Origin of the sequence: Rhizobium sp. CB3060, assembly GCF_025200735.1 — a bacterium.
GTDB lineage: Bacteria > Pseudomonadota > Alphaproteobacteria > Rhizobiales > Rhizobiaceae > Rhizobium.
In genome coordinates, this window is the sequence record NZ_CP104158.1 from 3,122,582 (window position 1) to 3,144,326 (window position 21,745).

Annotated in this window: 17 protein-coding genes; 6 read left to right on the forward strand and 11 right to left on the reverse strand. The window is 61.1% G+C overall.

Annotation, left to right across the window (positions count from 1 at the left end; genetic code table 11):
* Positions 1 to 47 precede the first annotated feature (47 nt).
* Positions 48 to 4,238: a translocation/assembly module TamB domain-containing protein gene (locus tag N2601_RS15080; RefSeq protein ID WP_260303181.1), complete on the forward strand. Its 4,191-nt coding sequence runs from the start codon at positions 48 to 50 to the stop codon at positions 4,236 to 4,238.
* Between the two features lie 222 nt (positions 4,239 to 4,460).
* Here the strand turns inward: N2601_RS15080 and N2601_RS15085 are convergent, their stop codons facing one another.
* Entirely contained in the window at positions 4,461 to 4,889 is a 429-nt protein-coding gene (locus N2601_RS15085; protein WP_028751246.1) for an Lrp/AsnC family transcriptional regulator, read from the reverse strand.
* Between the two features lie 197 nt (positions 4,890 to 5,086).
* On the opposite strand from N2601_RS15085, the gene rocF reads away from it, so the two are divergent.
* The 3 genes from rocF (at position 5,087) to N2601_RS15100 (ending at position 7,855) form a co-directional block, all read left to right on the forward strand.
* Positions 5,087 to 6,022: an arginase gene (rocF, locus tag N2601_RS15090; protein ID WP_104824567.1), complete on the forward strand. Its 936-nt coding sequence runs from the start codon at positions 5,087 to 5,089 to the stop codon at positions 6,020 to 6,022.
* 19 nt (positions 6,023 to 6,041) lie between these two features.
* Positions 6,042 to 7,244, forward strand: coding sequence for an ornithine--oxo-acid transaminase (gene rocD, locus N2601_RS15095; protein WP_260303182.1), 1,203 nt, complete (start codon positions 6,042 to 6,044; stop codon positions 7,242 to 7,244).
* Between the two features lie 134 nt (positions 7,245 to 7,378).
* Positions 7,379 to 7,855 carry a chemotaxis protein CheW gene (locus N2601_RS15100; RefSeq protein ID WP_104825238.1) on the forward strand — a complete coding sequence of 159 codons (477 nt, stop codon included), beginning with the start codon at positions 7,379 to 7,381 and terminating at the stop codon, positions 7,853 to 7,855.
* A gap of 85 nt (positions 7,856 to 7,940) precedes the next feature.
* On the opposite strand, the gene N2601_RS15105 is transcribed toward N2601_RS15100, so the two are convergent.
* From N2601_RS15105 to N2601_RS15145, 9 genes are all read right to left on the reverse strand, one after another.
* Positions 7,941 to 9,599, reverse strand: coding sequence for an OFA family MFS transporter (locus N2601_RS15105; RefSeq protein WP_260303183.1), 1,659 nt, complete (start codon positions 9,597 to 9,599; stop codon positions 7,941 to 7,943).
* Positions 9,600 to 9,717: 118 nt separating this feature from the next.
* Positions 9,718 to 9,975: a formate dehydrogenase subunit delta gene (locus tag N2601_RS15110; protein WP_104824570.1), complete on the reverse strand. Its 258-nt coding sequence runs from the start codon at positions 9,973 to 9,975 to the stop codon at positions 9,718 to 9,720.
* Entirely contained in the window at positions 9,965 to 10,792 is an 828-nt protein-coding gene (fdhD, locus tag N2601_RS15115) for a formate dehydrogenase accessory sulfurtransferase FdhD (protein WP_260303184.1), read from the reverse strand. Before fdhD ends, N2601_RS15110 begins: the two co-directional genes overlap by 11 nt.
* 52 nt (positions 10,793 to 10,844) lie before the next feature.
* Positions 10,845 to 13,724, reverse strand: a complete 2,880-nt coding sequence (gene fdhF, locus N2601_RS15120; RefSeq protein ID WP_104824572.1) for a formate dehydrogenase subunit alpha — start codon at positions 13,722 to 13,724, stop codon at positions 10,845 to 10,847.
* 6 nt (positions 13,725 to 13,730) lie between these two features.
* Positions 13,731 to 15,287: a formate dehydrogenase beta subunit gene (locus N2601_RS15125; RefSeq protein WP_104824573.1), complete on the reverse strand. Its 1,557-nt coding sequence runs from the start codon at positions 15,285 to 15,287 to the stop codon at positions 13,731 to 13,733.
* Entirely contained in the window at positions 15,284 to 15,763 is a 480-nt protein-coding gene (locus N2601_RS15130) for a formate dehydrogenase subunit gamma (protein ID WP_104824574.1), read from the reverse strand. Before N2601_RS15130 ends, N2601_RS15125 begins: the two co-directional genes overlap by 4 nt.
* Positions 15,764 to 15,880: 117 nt before the next feature.
* Positions 15,881 to 16,777, reverse strand: coding sequence for a LysR family transcriptional regulator (locus N2601_RS15135; RefSeq protein ID WP_104824575.1), 897 nt, complete (start codon positions 16,775 to 16,777; stop codon positions 15,881 to 15,883).
* Positions 16,778 to 17,397: 620 nt separating this feature from the next.
* A complete protein-coding gene (locus N2601_RS15140; RefSeq protein ID WP_104824577.1) occupies positions 17,398 to 17,736 on the reverse strand; it encodes an ArsR/SmtB family transcription factor in 339 nt (112 codons plus the stop codon).
* A 101-nt stretch (positions 17,737 to 17,837) separates the two neighbouring features.
* Positions 17,838 to 18,608, reverse strand: a complete 771-nt coding sequence (locus N2601_RS15145) for an SDR family NAD(P)-dependent oxidoreductase (RefSeq protein ID WP_104825239.1) — start codon at positions 18,606 to 18,608, stop codon at positions 17,838 to 17,840.
* Between the two features lie 98 nt (positions 18,609 to 18,706).
* Between N2601_RS15145 and N2601_RS15150 the strand changes: the two genes are divergently transcribed.
* Both N2601_RS15150 and glpD read left to right on the forward strand, forming a co-directional pair.
* Entirely contained in the window at positions 18,707 to 19,480 is a 774-nt protein-coding gene (locus tag N2601_RS15150) for a DeoR/GlpR family DNA-binding transcription regulator (RefSeq protein WP_104824578.1), read from the forward strand.
* A 117-nt stretch (positions 19,481 to 19,597) separates the two neighbouring features.
* On the forward strand, positions 19,598 to 21,109 hold the full coding sequence (glpD, locus tag N2601_RS15155) for a glycerol-3-phosphate dehydrogenase (RefSeq protein ID WP_104824579.1): 1,512 nt from the start codon (positions 19,598 to 19,600) through the stop codon (positions 21,107 to 21,109).
* A gap of 113 nt (positions 21,110 to 21,222) precedes the next feature.
* Here the strand turns inward: glpD and soxR are convergent, their stop codons facing one another.
* Positions 21,223 to 21,681, reverse strand: a complete 459-nt coding sequence (soxR, locus tag N2601_RS15160) for a redox-sensitive transcriptional activator SoxR (RefSeq protein ID WP_104825240.1) — start codon at positions 21,679 to 21,681, stop codon at positions 21,223 to 21,225.
* Between the last annotated feature and the right edge of the window lie 64 nt (positions 21,682 to 21,745).

Genomic DNA, 21,745 nt, shown 5'->3' on the forward strand with positions numbered 1-21,745 from the left:
AGACGGTTCAGCACGCGGTTACAAAAATTGAGGTTACTGTCGCTCTCATGAGCATGTTGATTCGAATTGTCGGGAGATTGGTGCGCCTCATCGCCTATGCGTTCGTGGCAATTCTCGTGCTTGCGATCGCCGCCGTGCTCATTGTCGGCTTTGTACCCGCCGCGACCGACTATGCCGTCAATCAGGTGGCGAAGCTCGTCTCGACACCGGACCAGACCATCACGATCGCCGCGCCGTCGGGTCTCCTGACCGGCAACCTCCGCGTCGGCTCGATTGCGGTTGCCGACACCAAGGGCACGTTCGCGAAGGTGCAGAATCTCGCCATCGACTGGTCGCCGGTCTCGCTGCTGACGGGCACTTTCCATGCCGACCGCGTTGCCGCCGACGCCGTCGATTTTCAACGCCTGCCGGTGTCAACCGCAAAACCGGCGACAGAACAGCAGGCAGCGGCGAACGAAGGCAAAGGCTTCTCGCTGCCCATCGCCGTCGATATCGGCGCCATCGCATTGCCGAATCTTCGCATCGGGCAGGCCGTTGCCGGCCAGGATTTCGCGCTTGCCGCCAACGGCAGCGTCAAGGCGAACAGCAGCAGCGTCGACCTCATCCTCGATGCCAATCGCCAGGACGTTCCGGACGCCAAGCTCTCCGCCGATATCGCTTTTGCACCGGCTGAAAACCGCCTGAACCTGAAGGCCGAAATCGCCGAACCGCGTGACGGAATGCTGGCCGGGATGCTGCATCTGCCGGGCGGCCCGGCGATCAATATCAATCTTTCCGGCGAAGGCCCGTTATCGAACTGGACCGGCAAGCTGCAGGCAGCACTCGACGGCAAGCCGACGGTATCGATCAATGGCCATCATGCCCTTTCCGCCGAAGGGCTGCACCGTATCGACGTAAAGGGCGGCGGCGACGTCGATTCATTGCTGCCGCCGACCTTCCGGCCCCTCTTTGCCGGCCAGACGACGATCGACCTTGCGGCGACCTTCGACGGCAAGGGCAAGATCGATATCCAGACCGGCAATCTCGCCACCGGCAGCGTCGTCATCGCCGCTTCCGGCACGCTCGATCCCTCAGGCAATAACAGCCTCAACGCCAACCTGCTCGGCACATCGGGGCCTGTGGATTTCCGCTGGCCGATGGAAGACGGCGAAGTGCGGGCGATGATTTCGCGTGTCGATGTCGCGCTGACGGGCGCTGCGCCGTCCGTGAAGATCGATGCCAAGGCCTCGCTCGAAAGGGTCAGCACGCCGCAGGGCCAGATCGGTCAGGTGAATCTTAGCGCCAAGAGCGACGCCTTCAACCTGACCAACGGCTCCGGCCCGCTGCAGCTTCGCCTCGTGATCGGCCAGACGGCCTTCATCAGCCCCGACCTCAACCGCCTTATCCGCGCGCCGGTCGCGCTGACGGCGCCCTTGCAACTCTCGCCCGACATGATCGGCTTCAACAACACGACGCTGGAAAGCGCCAGCATCGGCGGCACAATCAACGGCAAATATACGCTGTCATCGAAGTCGCTCACCGGCAACTTCAAGATCTTTGCGCTGCCCGCCGTACTGCCGGACGGTGTGTCCGACAAGTTCGAGGGGACGATCTCGCTGGAGGGCCAGGTCGCCGGCACCGTGCCGACGAAAATGAACCTCTCCAATCTGGCCCTGAAATCGAATGTTGCCGAAATCAGCGGCAGTGCCGCGCTCGATGGCCAGGCGCTGACATCGGATATCACCGGCAAACTGCTCGATCTCTCCAAGCTCGTCCCCAATGCCGAAGGACAGGCGGATATTGGCCTCAAAGCCAAGGGGCCGCTGACCGCGCTCGGCATCGATGCGACGCTGAAAGCGGTCAACGTCAAGCTGGCCGGTCGCCTGCTGGACACGCTCGATGTGGCGCTGACCGGAACCGCCGATCCGAATGCGCCGCAAGCGAGCATACAGGCAAGCGGCGCAATCGAGGGCAAACCGATCAGCATTACCGCCGATGCGACCTCGCAGAACGGCCGCACCAGCATTCCGAAGCTCGCCGTCGAAGTCGGCGCCAACAAGCTGCAGGGCAAGCTGGATCTTTCGCCAAGTTTCGAACCGTCAGGCGCGTTGAACTTCGATCTGCCTGACCTCAGCCTGCTTGCAGCCCTCGCGGGGCAGAAGGCCGACGGCGATCTCAAGGGTTCGATCGATCTCTCCAACGCCAATGGCAAGATCGGCCTGAAGGTCAACGCCAACGGCAGCGGCATTCGCCGCGACGATCTCTCGATCGACAAGCCGGCCATCGCGCTGACCGTCGACGACCTCAAGGCTTTTTCCGCCAATGGCAGCATCCGCGCCGACGCCATCGCCTCCGGCGCCAACCGTATTGCCAATCTCGGGCTGACCTTCACGCAGCAGGGCAACCGCACGGTTTTCGATCTCAAATCGAACTACGACAACGCGCCGCTGACAGCCAATGGCAATGTCGAAACCGGCGGTGGCCAGACGGTCGTCAGCCTCGATAATTTCGCCGGCGCGCCGCGCACCATTCCGGTCAAGCTGGCATCGCCGACCAAGATCGTCGTCAAAGACGGCACGGCATCGCTGAGCGGCCTCACCATCCAGACCGGCGGCGGTTCGGTGACGGTCAACGGCACGGCTGGACAAGCGCTGAATATCACTGCTGAGATCGCCAACCTGCCCGCCAGCCTCGCCAATGTCTTCGCCCCGACGCTTGCCGCCGAAGGTGCGATCTCCGGCAAGGTGACGGTGACCGGCAAGCCGGCCGCACCCGTCGTCGCCTTTCAGACCAATTGGTCCGGTGCGGCGACCAGCCAGACGAAATCGGCCGGCCTCGGCCCGCTCGGCATCAAGGCGAACGGCCAGTTCGCCAACAATACCGTCACCATCGACACGAACCTTACCGGCCAGAATGGCCTGGCGCTCAACGGCGGCGGCACCGTCGCCATTGCCGGCAGCAAGGCCCTGGGGATGAGATTCTCCGGCACCCTGCCCTTCGACGCGGTGGCCGGGCAGCTTGCCGCGCAGGGCCTCAGCATGACTGGCACGGCGAAGATCGACATCCGGATCGCCGGCACGACCGCCGCACCTGCCATCACAGGCACGATCACCACCGACGGCTCCAAACTCGTCGATGTCCGTCGCAATCTCACCCTCAACGGCCTCGCCGTCACCGTCACGCTCGACGGCAGGCAGGCGGTGATCTCGCGGCTCAACGGCAATCTCGCCAGCGGCGGCAGCGTATCGGCAAGCGGCACAGTCGGTATTGCGCCCGACGGCGGCTTTCCCGCCGACATTCAGTTGAAATTCAACGATGCCACCTATGTCGACGGCACGCTGGTGACCGCAACCATCAACGGCACCCTCAACATCAAGGGGCCTTTGCTGACCGCACCAGCGCTCACCGGAAGTCTGCGGCTCAACAAGGCATCGATCACCGTGCCGGAAAAGCTGCCGGCCTCGCTCTCCGAGATCAATATCAAACACAGGAACGCACCGGCCGCCGTCAGCGCCCAGTTCAAGGACCAAAAGCCGCAAGGCCCGCGCGATAAATCCACCACCCTCGGTATCGACCTGCAGCTTGACGCGCCCGCGCAGATTTTCGTCCGCGGCCGCGGCATCGACGCGGAACTCGGCGGCAATATCACAGTTCGCGGCACGGCCGCCAATCCGATCGTCTCCGGCGGCTTCACCATGCGGCGCGGACGCCTGACTATCCTCAGCCGCCGTCTGGATTTCACCAACAGCAGCAAGATCACCTTCGGTGGCGACCTGACGCCTGCCCTCGACATGGAAGCCACATCGACCGTGAATTCCACAACCATCACCGTCGACGTCACGGGTTTGGCCACCGACCCGAAGATCAGCTTTTCCTCGTCGCCTGCCCTGCCGCAGGACGAGGTGCTGGCGCAACTGATCTTCGGCCAGTCGATGTCCAAGCTTTCAGCCCTGCAGATCGCCCAGCTCGCCGATGCCGCGAGCCAGCTCGCCGGCGGCCGTTCCACCTCCTTGTTCGAGGGGCTGCGCAGCCATCTCGGCGTCGACGATCTCGACATCACGACGGACTCAAAGGGCCAGGCCCAGGTTGGCGCCGGCAAATATCTGAACAAGCGCACCTATATCGAGCTGCAGCAGGGCGCCTCCAACAACACCAAGGCGATCATCAATCTCGACGTCGGACGCGGTGTTAAGCTACGGGGCGCAGCCGGCTCGGATGGGGCAGGCGAAGCCGGGATCGTTTATGAGCATGAGTATTAAGGAGCGCACACGACTTTCTGCTCAAGCCAATGCGTGGCCACCTCGCCCTTCAAGGCCTTGCCGCTTTCGCTGACGCTTAAACGTCAAAGCACCTCAGGGTGAGGTTGAGAGAGTTTTGGAGCACGCAAGAGATCAGTCCTCACCCGCAAGCCTCCTGGGCTTGTCGAAGGGGGCTGGAGCCTCAAAGGGCGAGGGCGGGTGGTGCCTCCTTGGAAAGAATGTTTAAAATCCCATCTTGCTCGTCTTCAGCAGGATATTGGACTCCGTCGTGTTGATACCGTTGATCAAGCGAATCCTGCGCAGCGTTTCGTCGAAGGAAGCGAGATCGCGATCCTCCAGCTCGGCGATGAAATCCCATTTTCCGTTGGTGCTGTGCAGCGCCCTCACCTGCGGCAGGCCGCGAAGCTGATCGGCGACCTTATCCGCCAATTTGCCGAGCACCTCAATCATCACGATGGCGCGCACCCCGGCGGAGCGGGCCTCGTGGCCGGTTCTGATGGTAAAGGCGGTGATGGTGCCATTGTCGACCAGCCGTTCGATGCGCGCCGTCACCGTGGCGCGTGAGGCGCCGGTCGCTGCCGCAAGCGACGAGACGGAGGTGCGGGCGTTGTGGCGCAACGCACTCAGGAGGTCACGATCGAGATCATCCATGGACTTATCATTCTGCTAAATGGCATTTATCAATCTGTCGAAGACTACTCGATTTTTGACAATTTTCCATCTTTTTGCTGTCATCTCCGTCGCTGATAATCGACACCGACAGCCAACCTGTATCTTGGATAACGCATAGGCCTTCCCGAAAGCCACTCTGCACTTTTCGGGCTTATGCGCTGAACGGAGGACCGCCGATGAACGTAGAACCCACATCCATCACGCTGATCGGCGTTCCGCTCGAGGAAGGCTCCGGCCGCCGCGGCGCCGGCATGGGCCCGACGGCCCTGCGCATCGCCGGCATCGAGACGATGCTGACCGAACTCGACCATCGCGTCACCGACAGCGGCGACCTGCATCCGGCCCCCGCCGCCGACCTGCCGGACCATCCGAAAGCGCATAATCTGAAGACCGTTGGCGCCTTCACCCGCGCTCTGGAAGCCAAGGTTTACGAAGTTGCCTCATCGGGCGGCTTCCCGCTGATCCTCGGTGGCGATCACAGCCTTTCCATGGGCAGCGTCTCCGGCATGGCGCGCCATGCGGCTGAGGTTGGCCGGCCGCTGTTCGTGCTCTGGCTCGACGCGCATTCAGACTTCAATTCGCCGGCCACATCTCCATCGGGCAATATTCACGGCATGCCAGTCGCCTTCTTCTGCGGCGAAGCGGAGATTGCCGATATCCTGCCGGCCTCCCGCCCGCTGGTCGATCCGAAGAAGGTATTCCAGGTCGGCATACGCTCCGTCGACCCGCACGAGCGCCAGGAAATCCGCGAGCATGGCGTCAACGTCTTCGATATGCGCTCGTTGGACGAGCAGGGCGTGGCAGCCATCATGCGCCAGGTGCTCGACACCATCAGCGCCGCCAATGGCCTGCTGCATGTCAGCTTCGATGTCGATTTCCTCGATCCGGATATCGCGCCGGGTGTCGGGACGACCGTGCCGGGCGGCGCGACTTTCCGCGAAGCCCATCTCATCATGGAAATGCTGTCCGACAGCGGCCTCGTCTCGTCGCTGGATCTGGTCGAGCTCAATCCCTTCCTCGACGATCGCGGCAAGAGCGCCCGCGTCCTGGTGGAGATGGCGGCGAGCCTCTTCGGACGACGCATTTTCGATCGCCCGACACGGGCAGCATAATTCTCGGGGGGAACTTACCATGAGCGCATCAACCGATCTTATCGCCACTGAACAGCGCCTCGGCGCCCATAATTACAAGCCGCTCGATGTCGTGCTGACCCGCGGCGAAGGTGTCTATGTCTGGGACACCGACGGCAAGCGCTACCTCGATTGCCTGTCAGCATATTCCGCGGTCAACCAGGGGCATTGCCATCCGAAAATCCGCGAGGCGATGATCGAGCAGTCCGGCAAGCTGACGCTCACCTCCCGCGCCTTCCGCAACGACCAGCTCGCCTATCTCTACGAGGAGCTGGCGGCGCTGACCGGCTCGCACAAGATCCTGCCGATGAACTCCGGCGCCGAAGCCGTCGAAACCGCGATCAAGGCGGTGCGCAAATGGGGCTATGAGGTGAAGGGCGTTCCGGAAAACCAGGCCGAGATTATCGTCTGCTCCAACAATTTCCACGGCCGGACGCTCAGCATCATCAGCTTCTCGACCGATCCGGATGCCCGCACCGGCTTCGGCCCCTATACGCCGGGCTTCCGCACTGTTCCCTTCGGCGACGCCGAGGCCTTTGCCGCCGCGATCAACAAAAACACCGTCGCAGCGCTGATCGAGCCGATCCAGGGCGAGGCCGGTGTCATCATTCCCGCGCCCGGCTATTTCACCCGCGTGCGCGAACTCTGCACCGTCAACAACGTTACCCTCATCCTCGATGAGATCCAGACCGGCCTCGGCCGCACGGGTAAGCTGCTCGCCGAGGAGCATGAGGGCATCGAGGCCGACGTGACGCTGATCGGCAAGGCTCTGTCGGGTGGCTTCTATCCCGTTTCCGCCGTGCTTTCCAATTCAGAAGTGCTCGGCGTCCTGAAGCCCGGCCAGCATGGTTCCACCTTCGGCGGCAATCCGCTGGCCTGCGCCGTCGCTCGCGCCGCACTGCGCGTCCTGACCGAGGAGGGCATGATCGAGAACGCCGCTGTTATGGGCGATTATTTCCTCGAGGGGCTGCGCTCGATCCGCTCGAATATCGTCAAGGACGTCCGCGGCCGTGGCCTTATGATGGCGGTGGAGCTGGTGCCGGAAGCCGGCGGCGCGCGGCAATATTGCTACCAGCTCAAGGATCTCGGCCTGCTCGCCAAGGACACGCACGACCACACGATCCGCCTTGCGCCGCCCCTGGTCATCACCCGCGATCAGGTCGATTGGGCACTGGAACAGATCGACAAGGTCCTGGCCCGATAGGCGAGATCTTGAGAAGTACCTAAAGTATATCCTGCCGAAATCTCTTCGGCAGGTTTAGGTTTGAGCAACATTCTTGCGTTATTCTCATGATAACGCGTCAGTTTTGACGCCATACTTGAATGGGAAGAATGTTCATGGCCACGATCAATTCCACCAGCTTCAGCGGCGACACCTTGGAGATCATTGCCTTCCGGCTTCATGATCAGGAGTTCTGCGTCAAGACCACCACGATCCGCGAAATCCGCGGCTGGGCGCCGTCGACGCCGATCCCGCATGCGCCGGCCGATGTCATCGGCGTCATGAACCTGCGCGGCTCGGTCATTCCGATCATCGACCTCGCCTACAAGCTCGGCATGAAGAGCACGGTCGCAAACGAGCGCAGCGCCATCGTCGTCGCCGAAGTCCACAACATGGTCATCGGCATGCTGGTCGACCGCGTTTCCGACATCCTGACGATCTCCTCGAGCCAAGTCCAGCCGGTCCCCGAAGTCACCGCTTCTTTCGATCGCGCCTTTTGCGAAGGCATCATCGCCACCGAAAGCGGCATGATCTGCTTCCTGAACCTCGCCAAGATGTTCAAGGAAAACGAAACGGAAGAACTCGCCGCCTAAACGCTCGTTCTTCATACCATTCTCTATGAATAGAGCCGCCCCGGTTTTCCGGGACGGCTTCTGCATATAGTCGCCGTGCCGGGGTTCAGCCAAACAGCGCGTATGTGCTCTTGATCGTCACCCAGACGCCCCAGAGCAACGGGATGCCGACGATCGCCCAGGCGATCAGCGCCCTGGCGTCGAGGCCGCCTGTGCCGATGCCGAAGGAACCGGTGGGGCCGGCGTTCGCGGCGGCGGTTCTCGCCTGCAAGGCAGCAACCTCGCCATCCGACATGAACCATTTGTCCGAAAGCGGCTTCACCAGCGAGTTGGCGATCAGACCCAACGCCAACATGCCGGCGAGGATATACATGGTGAAGCTGTAAAGCTGCGCGCCTTCGACGCCGGCAGCCTTCTGCGCCTCGCGGATATAGTTGACCACCACCGGACCGATGATGCCGGCCGTCGCCCAGGCGGTGAGCAACCGGCCATGGATCGCACCGACGAACTGCGTGCCGAAGATATCAGCGAGATAGGCGGGAACCGTGGCGAAGCCGCCGCCATACATCGACAGGATGATGCAAAGGGCACCTACGAACAGCACCTTGCTGTGAATGCCCGCTGCCCACGGTGCAAGGACATAGAGCGCAATCCCGATAACGAAGAAGCAATAATAGGTGTTCTTGCGCCCGATTCTATCGGACAAGGATGCCCAGAAGAAGCGACCGCCAATATTGAAGAGCGACAGGAGACCGGCAAAGCCCGCGGCGATCGCAGCGACGGCGGCCACCTGGTCTTTGCTCAGAGCGGCGAACGTCACATCCGGCAGACCGATCAGCGCACCACCGAAGATTTCCTGTAGCATCGGCGAAGCCATGCCGATGACGCCGATGCCAGCCGAGACGTTGAGGCATAGCACAGCCCAGATCAGCCAGAACTGCTTGGTCTTATGGGCGTCGCGCAGATGCACGTGCTTGGTCGTGATCATCGTGCTCTTGGCGGCGGGCGGCGTCCATCCATCCGGGCGCCAGCCGGCCGGCGGCAGGCGGTAGCCGAAGGCGCCGCCCATCATGAAGACGAAGTAGATCGCCGCCATGACGACGAATGTCTGCCAGACTCCGGCTGAACCGTCGCTGCGGAAGCTGGTCATCAGCAGGTTGGCGAGCGGCGCGCCGATCATCGCTCCTCCCCCGAAGCCCATGATAGCCATGCCCGTCGCCATGCCGCGCCGATCGGGAAACCATTTGATAAGCGTCGATACCGGCGAGATATAACCGAGACCGAGACCGACGCCGCCGATGACGCCGGCGCCGATCCACATCAGCCAAAGCTGATGGAAGACGACGCCGATCGCGGCAACCAGAATGCCGCCGCACCAGCAGCAAGCGGAGACGACGCCCGCCTTGCGCGGCCCGACCCGCTCCAGCCAGCCGCCCCAAATGGCAGCGGAAGAGCCCAGCAATACGAAAAACAAGGTATAGATCCAGCCGAGATCGCTGACGCGCCAATCGCAGCTCGTGGTGACGAGGGCGGAAAGAAGATTGAGGCCAGCGCATTCGGCCGGCGGCGTCGAAATGCCGAGTGCTTTCGACAATGGCAGCCAGAAGACGCTGAAACCATAAGCCATGCCAATGCAAAGATGGATCGCCAGAGCTGCTGGCGGCACCAGCCATCGATTGAAACCGGGTTTGGCGATAATGCGCTCCCGATCGAGCAAACCTGATGTTATCTGTTCTCTTGAAATATCTGTTTCCGCAGTCGTCATGAACAACTCCTCCTTGATTCAGAGACTGGAACTTCTCAAGTATTCTACTTTAAATTGTATTAACAGGCAGATTCCGCCATCCTCCCTTCTTATTAAGAATATCTAATATTTGACTGGATCAGTCTTGCTTGACTGGCTCCGGCCTATGGATCAATGGGGCTGCCTCCAGCACCAGGGGATCCAATCCGCTATTTCCATTATCAATTATTTCGAAAAACTGCCGCCGCATCCGCGGATCCCAGAATTTATTGATATGCGTCGCAACGCCCTGTGCCGCCTCGTTGGCTGGCTGCGTTTTGAAGAAAGTAGCGATCTGGTTCGCCATATAGACGAGCTTGGCTGACGTTTTGCCGTGGGGTGTTTCGTCAGGCGACATCGGCGATGCTCCCTGGGGTAATGCGCTGCGGATGGGTGAAAATCTCGAAATCGTCGCCGCGCACCAGTGCTACCAGCGTCATGCCGGCTTCTTCGGCGGTGCGGATGGCGAGTGCGGTCGGCGCGGAAATGGCAATGAGGACGGAGCTGCCCAGTATCGCAGCCTTCTGCACCATCTCGACCGACAAGCGGCTGGTGACGGCAACGACGCCCTCAGGCCCCCTATGGCCGGAACGGATGAGGGCGCCGCAGAGCTTGTCCAACGCATTATGGCGCCCGACATCTTCACGCACGGCGATCAATCCCTCGGCCGGAATATAAAAGCCCGCCCCATGCACGGCGCGGGTCTCATGGTTCAACACCTGCGCGTCGCTCAAAAGAGCGACCGCTTTGACGATATCCCCATACGAGATTGTCAGAGCGACCTTCGAAACATCCGGCACCTCGCGCACCGCCTGCTCGATCGATTCGATGCCACAGAGCCCACAGCCGACCGGCCCGGCCATATGCCGCCGCCGGACGCGCAGCGCATCGGCCGCGTCATCGACCAGAGTGATCTGCATATCGATCCCCCGCTCGTCCTCTATCGGCTCGATCGCGGCTATCTGATCGACATTGGTAATGATGCCCTCGGTCAGGCTGAAGCCGACCGCAAAATCCTCGATATCGGCAGGCGTACCCATCATCACCGCATGCGACGTGCCGCCATAGGAAAAGGCAATCGGAACTTCTTCCGGCACGGTGCGCGTACCCGAGCGTACCAGGCCATTGCGGCGGGCAGTTTCGGGGACGGTCGTGGTGGGGGTGAAACGGGTCATGTGGCGACCCTTCCTTCTCCCCGACGGGGAGAAGGGGTCAATCCATCGGATATCACTCCGCTGCCTCCAGCTTCCCAGCAATCCGGCGCGATTGCCGCGCTTGTTCGTCATAGTCGATCTGCCATTGCGACGGGCCGTTGGAGGGCGAGACCTGCACCGCCGTCACCTTGTATTCCGGACAATTGGTCGCCCAGTCGGAATAGTCGGTTGTGATGACATTCGCCTGCGTGTCCGGATGATGGAAGGTCGTGTAGACGACGCCGGGGGCCACGCGATCGGTGATCAGCGCGCGCAGCGTCGTGTCGCCCGAGCGGCTGGCGAGCTTGACCCAATCGCCGTCGCGGATGCCGCGCTGTTCGGCATCGTGCGGATGGATCTCCAACCGGTCCTCCGCATGCCAGACAACATTGTCCGTCCGCCGCGTTTGTGCGCCGACATTGTACTGGCTGAGGATACGCCCGGTGGTGAGCAGCAGCGGAAAGCGCGGGCCGGTGCGTTCGTCGGTCGCGACATATTCCGTGCGGATGAACTTGCCCTTGCCGCGCACGAAACCATCGACATGCATGATCGGCGAGCCAAGAGGCGTCTTCTCGTTGCATGGCCACTGCACCGAGCCCATCTTTTCCAGATAGTCATAGGAGACAAGCGCGAAGCTCGGCGTCGTCGCGGCGATCTCGTCCATGATCTCGGACGGATGCGTATAGTTCCAGGCAAGGCCCATGGCCTGCGCCATCTTCTGCGTCACTTCCCAATCCCCATAGCCGTTGCGTGGGGTCATGACTTTGCGCACGCGATTGATGCGACGCTCGGCATTGGTGAAGGTGCCGTCCTTTTCGAGGAAGGTCGAGCCCGGCAGGAAGACGTGGGCGTAGTTGGCCGTCTCATTCAGGAAGAGGTCGTGAACGACGACGCATTCCATGGCGGCAAGGCCGGCGGCGACATGCTTGGTGTCCGGATCGGACTGCAGAATATCCTCACCTTGGATGTAGATGCCTTTGAAGGTGCCATCGACGGCGGCATCGAGCATGTTGGGGATGCGCAGACCGGGCTCGTTGTTGAGCTTTACGCCCCAGAGCTTTTCGAAGATGTCACGCGTCGCATCGTCGGAGATGTGGCGATAGCCCGGCAGCTCATGCGGGAAGGACCCCATGTCGCAGGAGCCCTGCACATTGTTCTGGCCGCGCAACGGGTTCACGCCGACGCCCGGACGGCCGATATTGCCCGTCGCCATGGCGAGATTGGCGATCGCCATAACGGTCGTCGAGCCCTGGCTGTGCTCAGTGACGCCAAGGCCGTAATAGATCGCGCCATTGCCGCCCTTGGCATAGAGGCGGGCCGCGCCACGCACGAGATCGGCGGGAACGCCGGTGAACTTTTCCGTCTCCTCCGGGCTATGCTGCGGCTCGGCGACGAAGGCAGCCCAATCCTCGAATTCGGACCAGTCGCAGCGTTCGCGGATGAACTTCTCGTCGAACAAGCCTTCGGTGACGATGACATGGGCGAGCGCCGTCAGCATGGCGACGTTGGTGCCCGGCTTCAGCGGCAGGTGATAGCTCGCCTCGACATGCGGCGTGCGCACCAGATCGATGCGGCGGGGATCGATGACGATAAGCTTGGCGCCCTGGCGCAGCCGCTTCTTCAGCCGCGAACCGAAGACCGGATGGCCGTCCGTCGGATTGGCGCCGATGACGACGACGACATCGGAATGTTCGACGCTGTCGAAATCCTGCGTGCCGGCCGAAGTGCCGAAGGTCTGGCCGAGGCCGTAGCCGGTTGGCGAATGGCAGACGCGGGCGCAAGTATCGACGTTGTTGTTGCCGAAGCCGGCGCGCACCAGCTTCTGCACGAGGTAGGTCTCCTCATTGGTGCAGCGCGACGAGGTGATGCCACCGATGGAGTCGCGGCCGTATTGATATTGCAGGCGCTTGAACTCCGTGGCGATGTGGGCAAAGGCCTCATCCCAGGTGACTTCCCGCCAGGGATCGCTGATCTTCTCGCGGACCATCGGATTGAGGATGCGGTCCTTGTGAGTCGAATAGCCGTAGGCGAAGCGGCCCTTGACGCAGGAATGGCCGCGATTGGCTTGGCCGTCCTTCCAGGGCACCATGCGCACCAGTTCCTCGCCGCGCATTTCCGCCTTGAACGAGCAGCCGACGCCGCAATAGGCGCAGGTGGTGACGACGGAGTGTTCCGGCTGGCCGATCGATATCACCGATTTCTCGGTCAGAGTCGCGGTCGGGCAAGCCTGCACGCAGGCGCCGCAGGAAACGCATTCCGAATCGATGAAATGCTCATGCATGCCCGCCGAGACGCGCGAGCCAAAACCGCGGCCCTCGATAGTCAGCGCGAAGGTGCCCTGCACCTCCTCACAGGCATTCACGCAACGGGAGCAGACGATGCATTTCGACGGATCATAGGTGAAATAGGGATTGGACTCGTCCTTAGGCATCCATTTCTGATTGATGTCGCCGTTGTTGCGTGCCTTGACGTGATTGTCGCCGTCGTAGCCATAGCGCACGTCGCGCAGACCGACAGCGCCCGCCATATCCTGCAATTCGCAATCGCCATTGGCGGCGCAGGTCAGGCAGTCGAGCGGATGGTCGGAGATATAAAGCTCCATCACGCCACGGCGAATATCCTTCAATCGTCCGGTCTGTGTGTGCACCACCATGCCCGGCGCCACCGGCGTCGTGCAGGAAGCCGGCGTGCCTGCCCTTCCCTCGATCTCGACCAGACAGAGGCGGCAGGAGCCGAAGGCATCGATCATGTCGGTGGCGCACAGCTTCGGCACCATGATCCCGGCTTCTCTCGACGCGCGCATGACCGAGGTACCTTCCGGCACGGTGATTTGCTGCCCGTCGATGGTCAAGGACACCATGCTTTCGGAGCGGGAGGCTGGAGTACCGTAATCAATTTCGGAAACAAGGGACATCTGGTCTTACTCCGCCGCTTCAATCAGGGGAACCGGAGAGAAATCCTCCGGAAAATGCGTCATCGCGCTCATGACCGGATAGGGCGTGAACCCGCCGAGTGCGCAAAGCGAGCCGAATTTCATCGTGTTGCAGAGATCGGCAAGCAGCGCCCGGTTCTGTTCCGGCTCGATGCCGCGTGCGATCTTGTCTGCCGTCTCGACGCCGCGGATCGAGCCGATACGGCAGGGCGTGCACTTGCCGCAGCTTTCCACCGCGCAGAATTCCATGGCGAAACGCGCCTGCTTCAACATGTCGGCCGTATCGTCGAAGACGACGATGCCGGCATGGCCGATCAGCCCGTCCTTGGCCGCAAAGGCTTCATAGTCGAAGGGCGTATCGAAGAGCTTGCGAGGGAAATAAGCCCCCAGCGGCCCGCCGACCTGCACCGCCTTCACCGGCCTGCCAGACCTCGTGCCGCCGCCGATCCTGTCGACGATATCGCCAAGCGATAGGCCGAAGGCCGTCTCATAGAGGCCAGCATGTTTGACGTTGCCGGCGATCTGGAGAGGAATCGTGCCGCGCGAACGGCCCATGCCGAAATCGCGGTAGAAGGCAGCCCCCTTGTCCATGATGACCGGGACGGAGGCGAGCGAAATGACATTGTTGATGACGGTCGGACAGTCGAACAGGCCCTTATGCGCCGGCAGCGGGGGCTTGGCGCGCACAACGCCGCGCTTGCCTTCCAGGCTGTTGAGCAGCGACGTTTCCTCGCCACAAACATAGGCGCCGGCGCCGCTGCGGATCTCCATATCGAAAGCCTTGCCGGAGCCAAGCACCGAGGCACCGAGAATGCCGGCAGCTCTGGCGATCTCGACCGCCTCGGTCATGACGGCAATCGCATGCGGATATTCCGAGCGCGTGTAGACGAAACCCTTGGTCGCGCCGGTCGCTAGGCCGGCGATCGCCATGCCCTCGATCAGCACGAAGGGATCGCCTTCCATGATCATACGGTCGGCGAAGGTGCCGCTGTCGCCCTCGTCGGCATTGCAGACGATGTATTTGCGGTCGCCCGGCGCGTCGAGCACCGTCTTCCATTTGATACCGGTCGGGAAACCTGCACCACCGCGACCGCGCAGGCCGGAATCGGTGACCTCCTTGACGATATCGCCTGCCGCCATGTCGACGGCGCGACGCACCCCCTTCAGACCGCCATGGGCTTCATAGTCTTCCAGTGAAAGAGGATCTGTGATGCCGCAACGGGCGAAAGTGAGACGGGTCTGTTCCTTGAGGAATGGGAGGTTTTCGACCTCCCCAAGACAGAGCGGATGAGCGCCGCCGGTGATCAGCCCGGCATCGAAAATATCAGCCACGTCCTTGGCCTTCACCGGCCCATAACCGATACGCTTGCCGTCGACTTCAACCTCGACCAGCGGCTCCAGCCAGAACATGCCGCGCGAGCCGTTGCGCACAATCTGCGCATCAAGACCCCGGCTGGCGATCTCCTGCGCGACCGCCTTCGCCACCTTTTCGGCACCGAGGGAAAGAGCGGCAGCATCGCGGGGAATGTAAATCTTCACCGTCATCGGCGCGCCTCCTTCACGAGGTCTTCGACGGCCTCATCGTCCAGGCGGCCGTGCAGCTCGCCGTCCAGCATCGCCGACGGCGCGCAGGCGCAGAGGCCGAGACAGTAGACCGGCTCCAGCGTCACGCTGCCATCCAGCGTCGTCTGGTGAAAATCGATACCAAGCAGCCGCTTGACGTGCTCGGCCAGCGCATCGCCGCCCATCGACTGACAGGCTTCGGCACGACAGAGCTTCAGGACATGACGGCCAGCGGGATGATCGCGATAATCATGGTAGAAGGTCATCACGCCATGCACTTCGGCGCGCGATAGGTTCAGGGCCTTGGCGATCAACGGAAGCGTATCCTGCGGCACATAACCGAATTCCTCCTGGATCCCGTGCAGGATCGGCAGGAGCGGACCTTCCATCGACTTCATGCTGTCGATGATAACGCCGGCGCGGGCCGCGATCTCGCCCGAACCAAGATGCAAATTCATATGCAGCCCTCCCAGGCTTTCCTCCGTAAACAGGCGTCGACGCGTGCTCACCAAACAAAAATCGCAAGGAAGAGGCGGGGGATCAATAAGGTAATCCCGTCAGTCGATAGAAAACTCCTATCGACTCTTATTGCCTTCGGCCAGCAATCGTGCCTCGTGCAGCAAAGCGGAGACAAGCGGCGTAAACGGTTCGCGATGGGTGGCCACCAGGCCGACGAGATGCTCCGCCTCCGGCTCCGTGATGGGGATCTTATGAATATCGGCCGGAAAGCCGAAGGAATCGGCGATATTCTTCGGCATGATGCTCGCCCAGCGTCCGGTCTGGACATGGGAAAACAGCACGATCATCGAATTGGATTCCAGCGTCGGCCGGGCGGTCGCGCCGGCTTCGCCGAGATGCCGGTTGATGATCCGGCGGTTCTGCATATCGGCCGTCAATAGACAAAGCCGAAGATCGCCCACTTCCTTCCACGTCACACTTGTGCGCTCGGCCAGCGGGCTGCCGGCGGCCGTTATCAGATGATAGCGCTCGGCATAAAGCGGCACGCTGGTGACGCGGCCGAGCGGCTCGTTTTCCAGATAGGTGATGCCGGCATCGATCTCGAGGTTTTCAAGCAGGCTCAGCACCTGCAGCGAATTGCGCGAGGTAATGGAGAAGGTGACGTCGGGATGCCGCTCCTGAAACGGCGCGGTGATCTTCTGCACCATGGCAAGCGCCGTCGGAATGGCGGCGATGCGGAGATGGCCGGCAAGCCCCTTGCGCGCAGCCCGCATTTCCTCGCGCATGGTTCTGGTATCGCCGACGATGCGTCGCGCCCATTCCAGCACCCGCTGGCCCTCCGGCGTGAGCCCCTGAAAGCGCGAGCCGCGGCTGACGAGCATGACGCCGAGCTGATCCTCCAACTGCCTGATCGCCGCCGACAATGTCGGCTGCGTCACCCCGCATTCCTCCGCAGCACGGCCGAAATGCTTCTGGTTGGCAAGCGCGATGAAGAATTCCAGCTTATCGATCATTTAACTCTCCTGAATGCGAGAGTTAAACGGGCCAGGGCATCAGCGCAACATTGGAAAATAGAAGTGAGGCATTGGGGCGGTTCACCGCACTCCTCCAGCAATCACACCCCGTCTCTGCCTCTGAAGGCGCAAGTAAGAATGCAGCCGGAAAGGCTTTCGCCAAATCCGGCTGCATTCACTAGCTTCTACTGCCGTCGTCGGAAATCGTGCCCCTCCGAAAATTCCCTAGAGAGCGGTCTCGCCACCAGCCGATGAGCGCTCAATGAAAACGCGAGGGATAAACGGTATCGCATCCTGTTCGGCAGAGGCAGCATTTCTCGCACGGGCCGTTTTTTCCAGAAGTTTCGCAAAGTCGCTCAACGATACGCGATCGGCACGGAGCATCTGGCGGATCATCGGATCTCGCAGAACTTCCGAAATCGTCATTTCACTATTCTGCACGGCCTATCCTCCTTTTATCTTATAAGGGAGTATTAGCGGCCTTGCATAACACTGTCATGTCAGGCAGTTGACGATACGATGATGAATTGAAGGCCAAAACGAGGCTTCGGAAATTTCCGAATAAACGCAGAGGCCAGTCGGCAGTCGCGGCTCAAGCCTGACAGCCCGAGGAGGACGTTTCAGCAATCGCCCGTGCAGAAGATTTTTTGCAGCGAATTGATTGCGGCGCAGATTTCAGAACTGGCGACAGCATAATAGATGAGCCGGCCTTCGCGACGCGTATCGACCAGCTTTTCCAGGCGAAGCCGCGCCAGATGCTGAGAAACCACCGCCTGCTGCAGACCGAGCAACCCCTCGATCTCCGTAACGGTCTTTTCGCCAGTGGCCAGCATAAAGAGGATGATCAGCCGCGTCTCGTGCGACAGAGCCTTCAACAAAATGCTCGCCCGCCGGGCCTCCGCCGTCAGTTCCTCGACATTATGCTCGGCGGCACCGCCAGGCGGTGGAGACAGCGACATAGGATGGCCTCTAGTGATAACTCACATAGAGATATGTTTATAATATTATGAATCCATAAGCTGGTTCAAAAGGTCGCAGAACACCAAAAAAGGTCCGATTATCAGCAGATAAGCTGTCCTCCGTTGATCTCGATCACTTGGCCGGTGATGTAGCCCGAGAGCGTTGGCGCGGCGAGGAAGAGATAGGCAGGCGCGCAATCCTCCGCTGTGCCCAGACGCTGTAACGGGATCGACCGGCGGGTCTGTTCGAGTTTTTCCTTCGACGAATACCGCTCGTGGAAATCGGTGGCGATGGTTCCCGGCGATACGCAATTCACCCGGATCCCGTCCGGCGCCAGCTCGCGCGCCAAAGCCTTCGAGTAGGTGGCAACGAAAGCCTTGGAGGCGGAATAGATCGCCGACCCAGGACTGCCGCCGGTCAAAGCCGAGATCGAGACCGTATTGACGATCGCCGCCTGCCCGGCCGCCCGCAACAGCGGCAACAGCGCCCTGGTCACCTCGACGACCGAGGTCTGGTTGAGCTGGACAATCCGGTCATACCACTCGTCGGTCAATTCGCCGGCCGGAAAGCGGCCGACCATGGTACCGGCATTGTTGACCAGCACATCGATGCGGTCGAACACATCAGCGGCGGCGAGAGCAAAGTCCCTGGTGCCGCTTTCACTGGTGAAATCAGCGGGAACGAGAAAGGCGCGACGATCGAGTTCGGCCTCCAACAGAAAATCCGGCAGCTCACGGCCGGGGTCGCGGCCGACATGGACGAGAACGCGCGCACTGCAATCGAGAAACTGCCGCGCCACCTCCAGCCCGATGCCACGGCCGGCGCCGGTGACGACGACATTGCGATTTTCGAATAGCTTCGGATGAAACACCATGACCTCCCCAATGTGCAGAATCCGCGCGTCGGCAATTGCGGAATTTTCACTTTATCATATGATGACGAAAAAACGAAAGAAAGGGAGCGTCGACAATGTTCCTATCCGGACGCCAGACGGAGATTCTGGAAATCGCCAAGGCTGAGGGGCGCGTGCTGGTGGAGGAACTGGCGCTGCGTTTTTCGGTAACGCCACAAACCATCCGCAAGGATTTGAACGATCTCTGTGACGGCCGCGTTCTATCGCGCGTCCACGGTGGCGCGATCTTTCCCGGCGGTACGGAAAACGTCAAATACGAAGCGCGCCGCTCCATCGCCGCCCCTGAAAAGCAGGCGATCGGCCGCGCCGCCGCCGGCTTGATCCCCAACAACACCTCTCTTTTCATCAATATCGGCACCACCACGGAAGCAGTCGGCGAGGCGCTCCTCGGCCATCACGAATTGATGGTCATCACCAATAACATCAACGTTGCCAATAAGTTACGTATTTTCCCGTCGATCGAAGTGGTTATCGCGGGCGGCGTCGTGCGCGGCTCGGATGGCGGCATCGTCGGGGAAGCCGCGGTCGATTTTATCAGGCAATTCAAGGTGGACTACGCCATCATCGGGACTTCGGCTGTCGACGCCGACGGCGCGCTTTTGGATTTCGATTTCCGCGAAGTGAAAGTGGCGCAGGCAATCATTGCCAATGCCCGCCATGTCATCCTGGTGGCCGACAGCACCAAGTTCGAACGCACCGCTCCGGTGCGCATCGGCCATCTCTCGCAAGTCCATACTTTCGTTACCGACGAATGTCGCGTCGAATCCGTCCGCGCCGCCGCGGCGGAACACGGCGTTCGCCTGTTGGAAACCTCGCGCCGCCAGAATTGATCCTCACATCGCTTTCGTCACGAAACGTTCGTTTGACATTCGGATTGATTTCGTTTTAGATGAATCAATTTTCGAATTTTCCATTTCCCAAAATGGCAGACCTTTTCGGAGGGGCGGGTGAGCGAGCAGATTTACGACATTTTCGTTATCGGCGGCGGCATCAACGGCTGCGGCATAGCTCGTGACGCTGCCGGACGCGGCTACAAGGTGGCGCTTGCGGAAATGAATGATTTCGCCTCCGGCACATCGTCCGGGGCGACCAAGCTCATCCACGGCGGCCTGCGCTACCTCGAACATTATGAATTCCGCCTGGTGCGCGAGTCGCTGATGGAGCGTGAAGTGCTCTGGGCGATGGCGCCGCACATCATCTGGCCGATGCGTTTCGTCCTGCCTTACCACAAGGGCGGCATCCGCCCGGCCTGGTTGATCCGCCTCGGCCTCTTCCTCTATGATCATCTCGGTGGCCGCAAGCTGCTGCCGCCGACCGCGACGCTGGACATGAAGAGGGACCCGGCGGGAAAACCGCTGAAGGCGTTGTTTACCAAGGCTTTCGAATATTCCGACGGCTGGGTGGACGATGCGCGCATGGTCGTGCTCAACGCCCGCGACGCGGCCGATCGCGGCGCCACGATCATGCCGCGGACCAAGGTAATTTCCGCTCGTCGCGAAGGGGTCACCTGGACGATTGAAACACAGGACACCGTCACCGGCGAGAAGCGCACGTTCCAGTCGCGCATGCTCATCAATGCCGCCGGTCCCTGGGTCGACCATGTCCTGTCCGACGCCTTCGGCAAGAACCAGGTGCACAATGTCCGCCTGGTGCAGGGCAGCCATATCATCGTCCGCAAAAAGTTCGACGATCCTCGCGCCTATTTCTTCCAAAATCCAGATAACCGCATCATCTTCGCCATCCCCTATGAACAGGATTTCACCCTTATCGGCACGACGGATCGCGACTACAAGGATGATCCGAAGGATGTGAAGATTTCCGACGAGGAAACCACCTATCTCTGCAGCGCCGCCAGCGAATATTTCAAGGAGCCGGTCCGGCGCGAGGACATCGTCTGGTCCTATTCCGCCGTACGTCCGCTCTATGACGACGGCGCTTCCAAGGCGCAGGAAGCGACGCGCGATTATGTGCTGAAGGTCGAAGGCGCCGAGGGACAGGCGCCGTTGCTCAACGTTTTCGGGGGCAAGCTCACCACCTATCGCCGCCTTAGCGAACATGCGCTGGAAAAGATCGGAGAGGTCATCGGCCTCAAGGGAACGCCATGGACGGCCAAGAGCTCCCTTCCGGGCGGCGATTTTCCGGTTCGCGGCTACGAGGCCGAGGTCGCCAAGCTGAAGGCACGTTATCCCTTCCTCGCCGACCCGCATGCCCGCCGGCTGGTGCGCCGATATGGCACCCGCGCCGCTATGCTCCTTGGAGAGGCGAAGACCGCGGCCGATCTCGGCCGCAGCTTCGGCAGCGATCTCTATGAAGCGGAAGTCCGCTATCTCATGGCGCATGAATGGGCCTATACCGCCGCCGACGTCCTTTGGCGTCGCTCGAAGAAAGGCCTCTATCTCTCGAAGGATGAAGCCGCCGCGCTGGATGATTATATGGCCGGCACGCGCGTTCATGCTTAGGCAGGCACGGCGCTCCAGAGCAATTCCAGCAAAAGTGCGAAACGGTGTTGCATCCGGAATTGCTTGAAAACAAGAGATAGAGTACTTCCGTGGTTCGAAGAAACACGGATACTCTAGGGATCCAGCAGACGCGGCCCAGGCCCCTCTTCTGACAGCACATCCCAGGGATTGCGCAAGGGGCAGGTCTGCATCGAGAGACAGCCGCAGCCGATGCAGCCGTCGAGTTGATCCCGCAGGCCCTGCAGCCGCTTGATCCTTTTGTCGAGATCATCCTTCCAGTGTGCCGAGAGCGCCCGCCAATCGGCGCCTGTCGGCGTCCGGCTTTGCGGCAGCGTGTCGAGTGCCGCTTGAATCTCGGCAAGCGGAATGCCGACACGCTGCGCCACCTTGATGACCGCCACCCGGCGCAGGACCTCGCGGGCGTAACGCCGCTGATTGCCGCGGCTGCGATGGCTCTCGATCAGCCCTTTTGCCTCGTAGAAATGCAGCGTCGAGACCGCGACGCCGCTGCGCGCCGCCACCTCGCCGACCGTCAGCAATTTGGAAAATTGATCGGATTCGATTTTTTCCATCATACGTCCTTGACCTCAACTTTACTTGAGGTTCTATAGCTCCTGCTCCGAAGCGCGTAAAGCA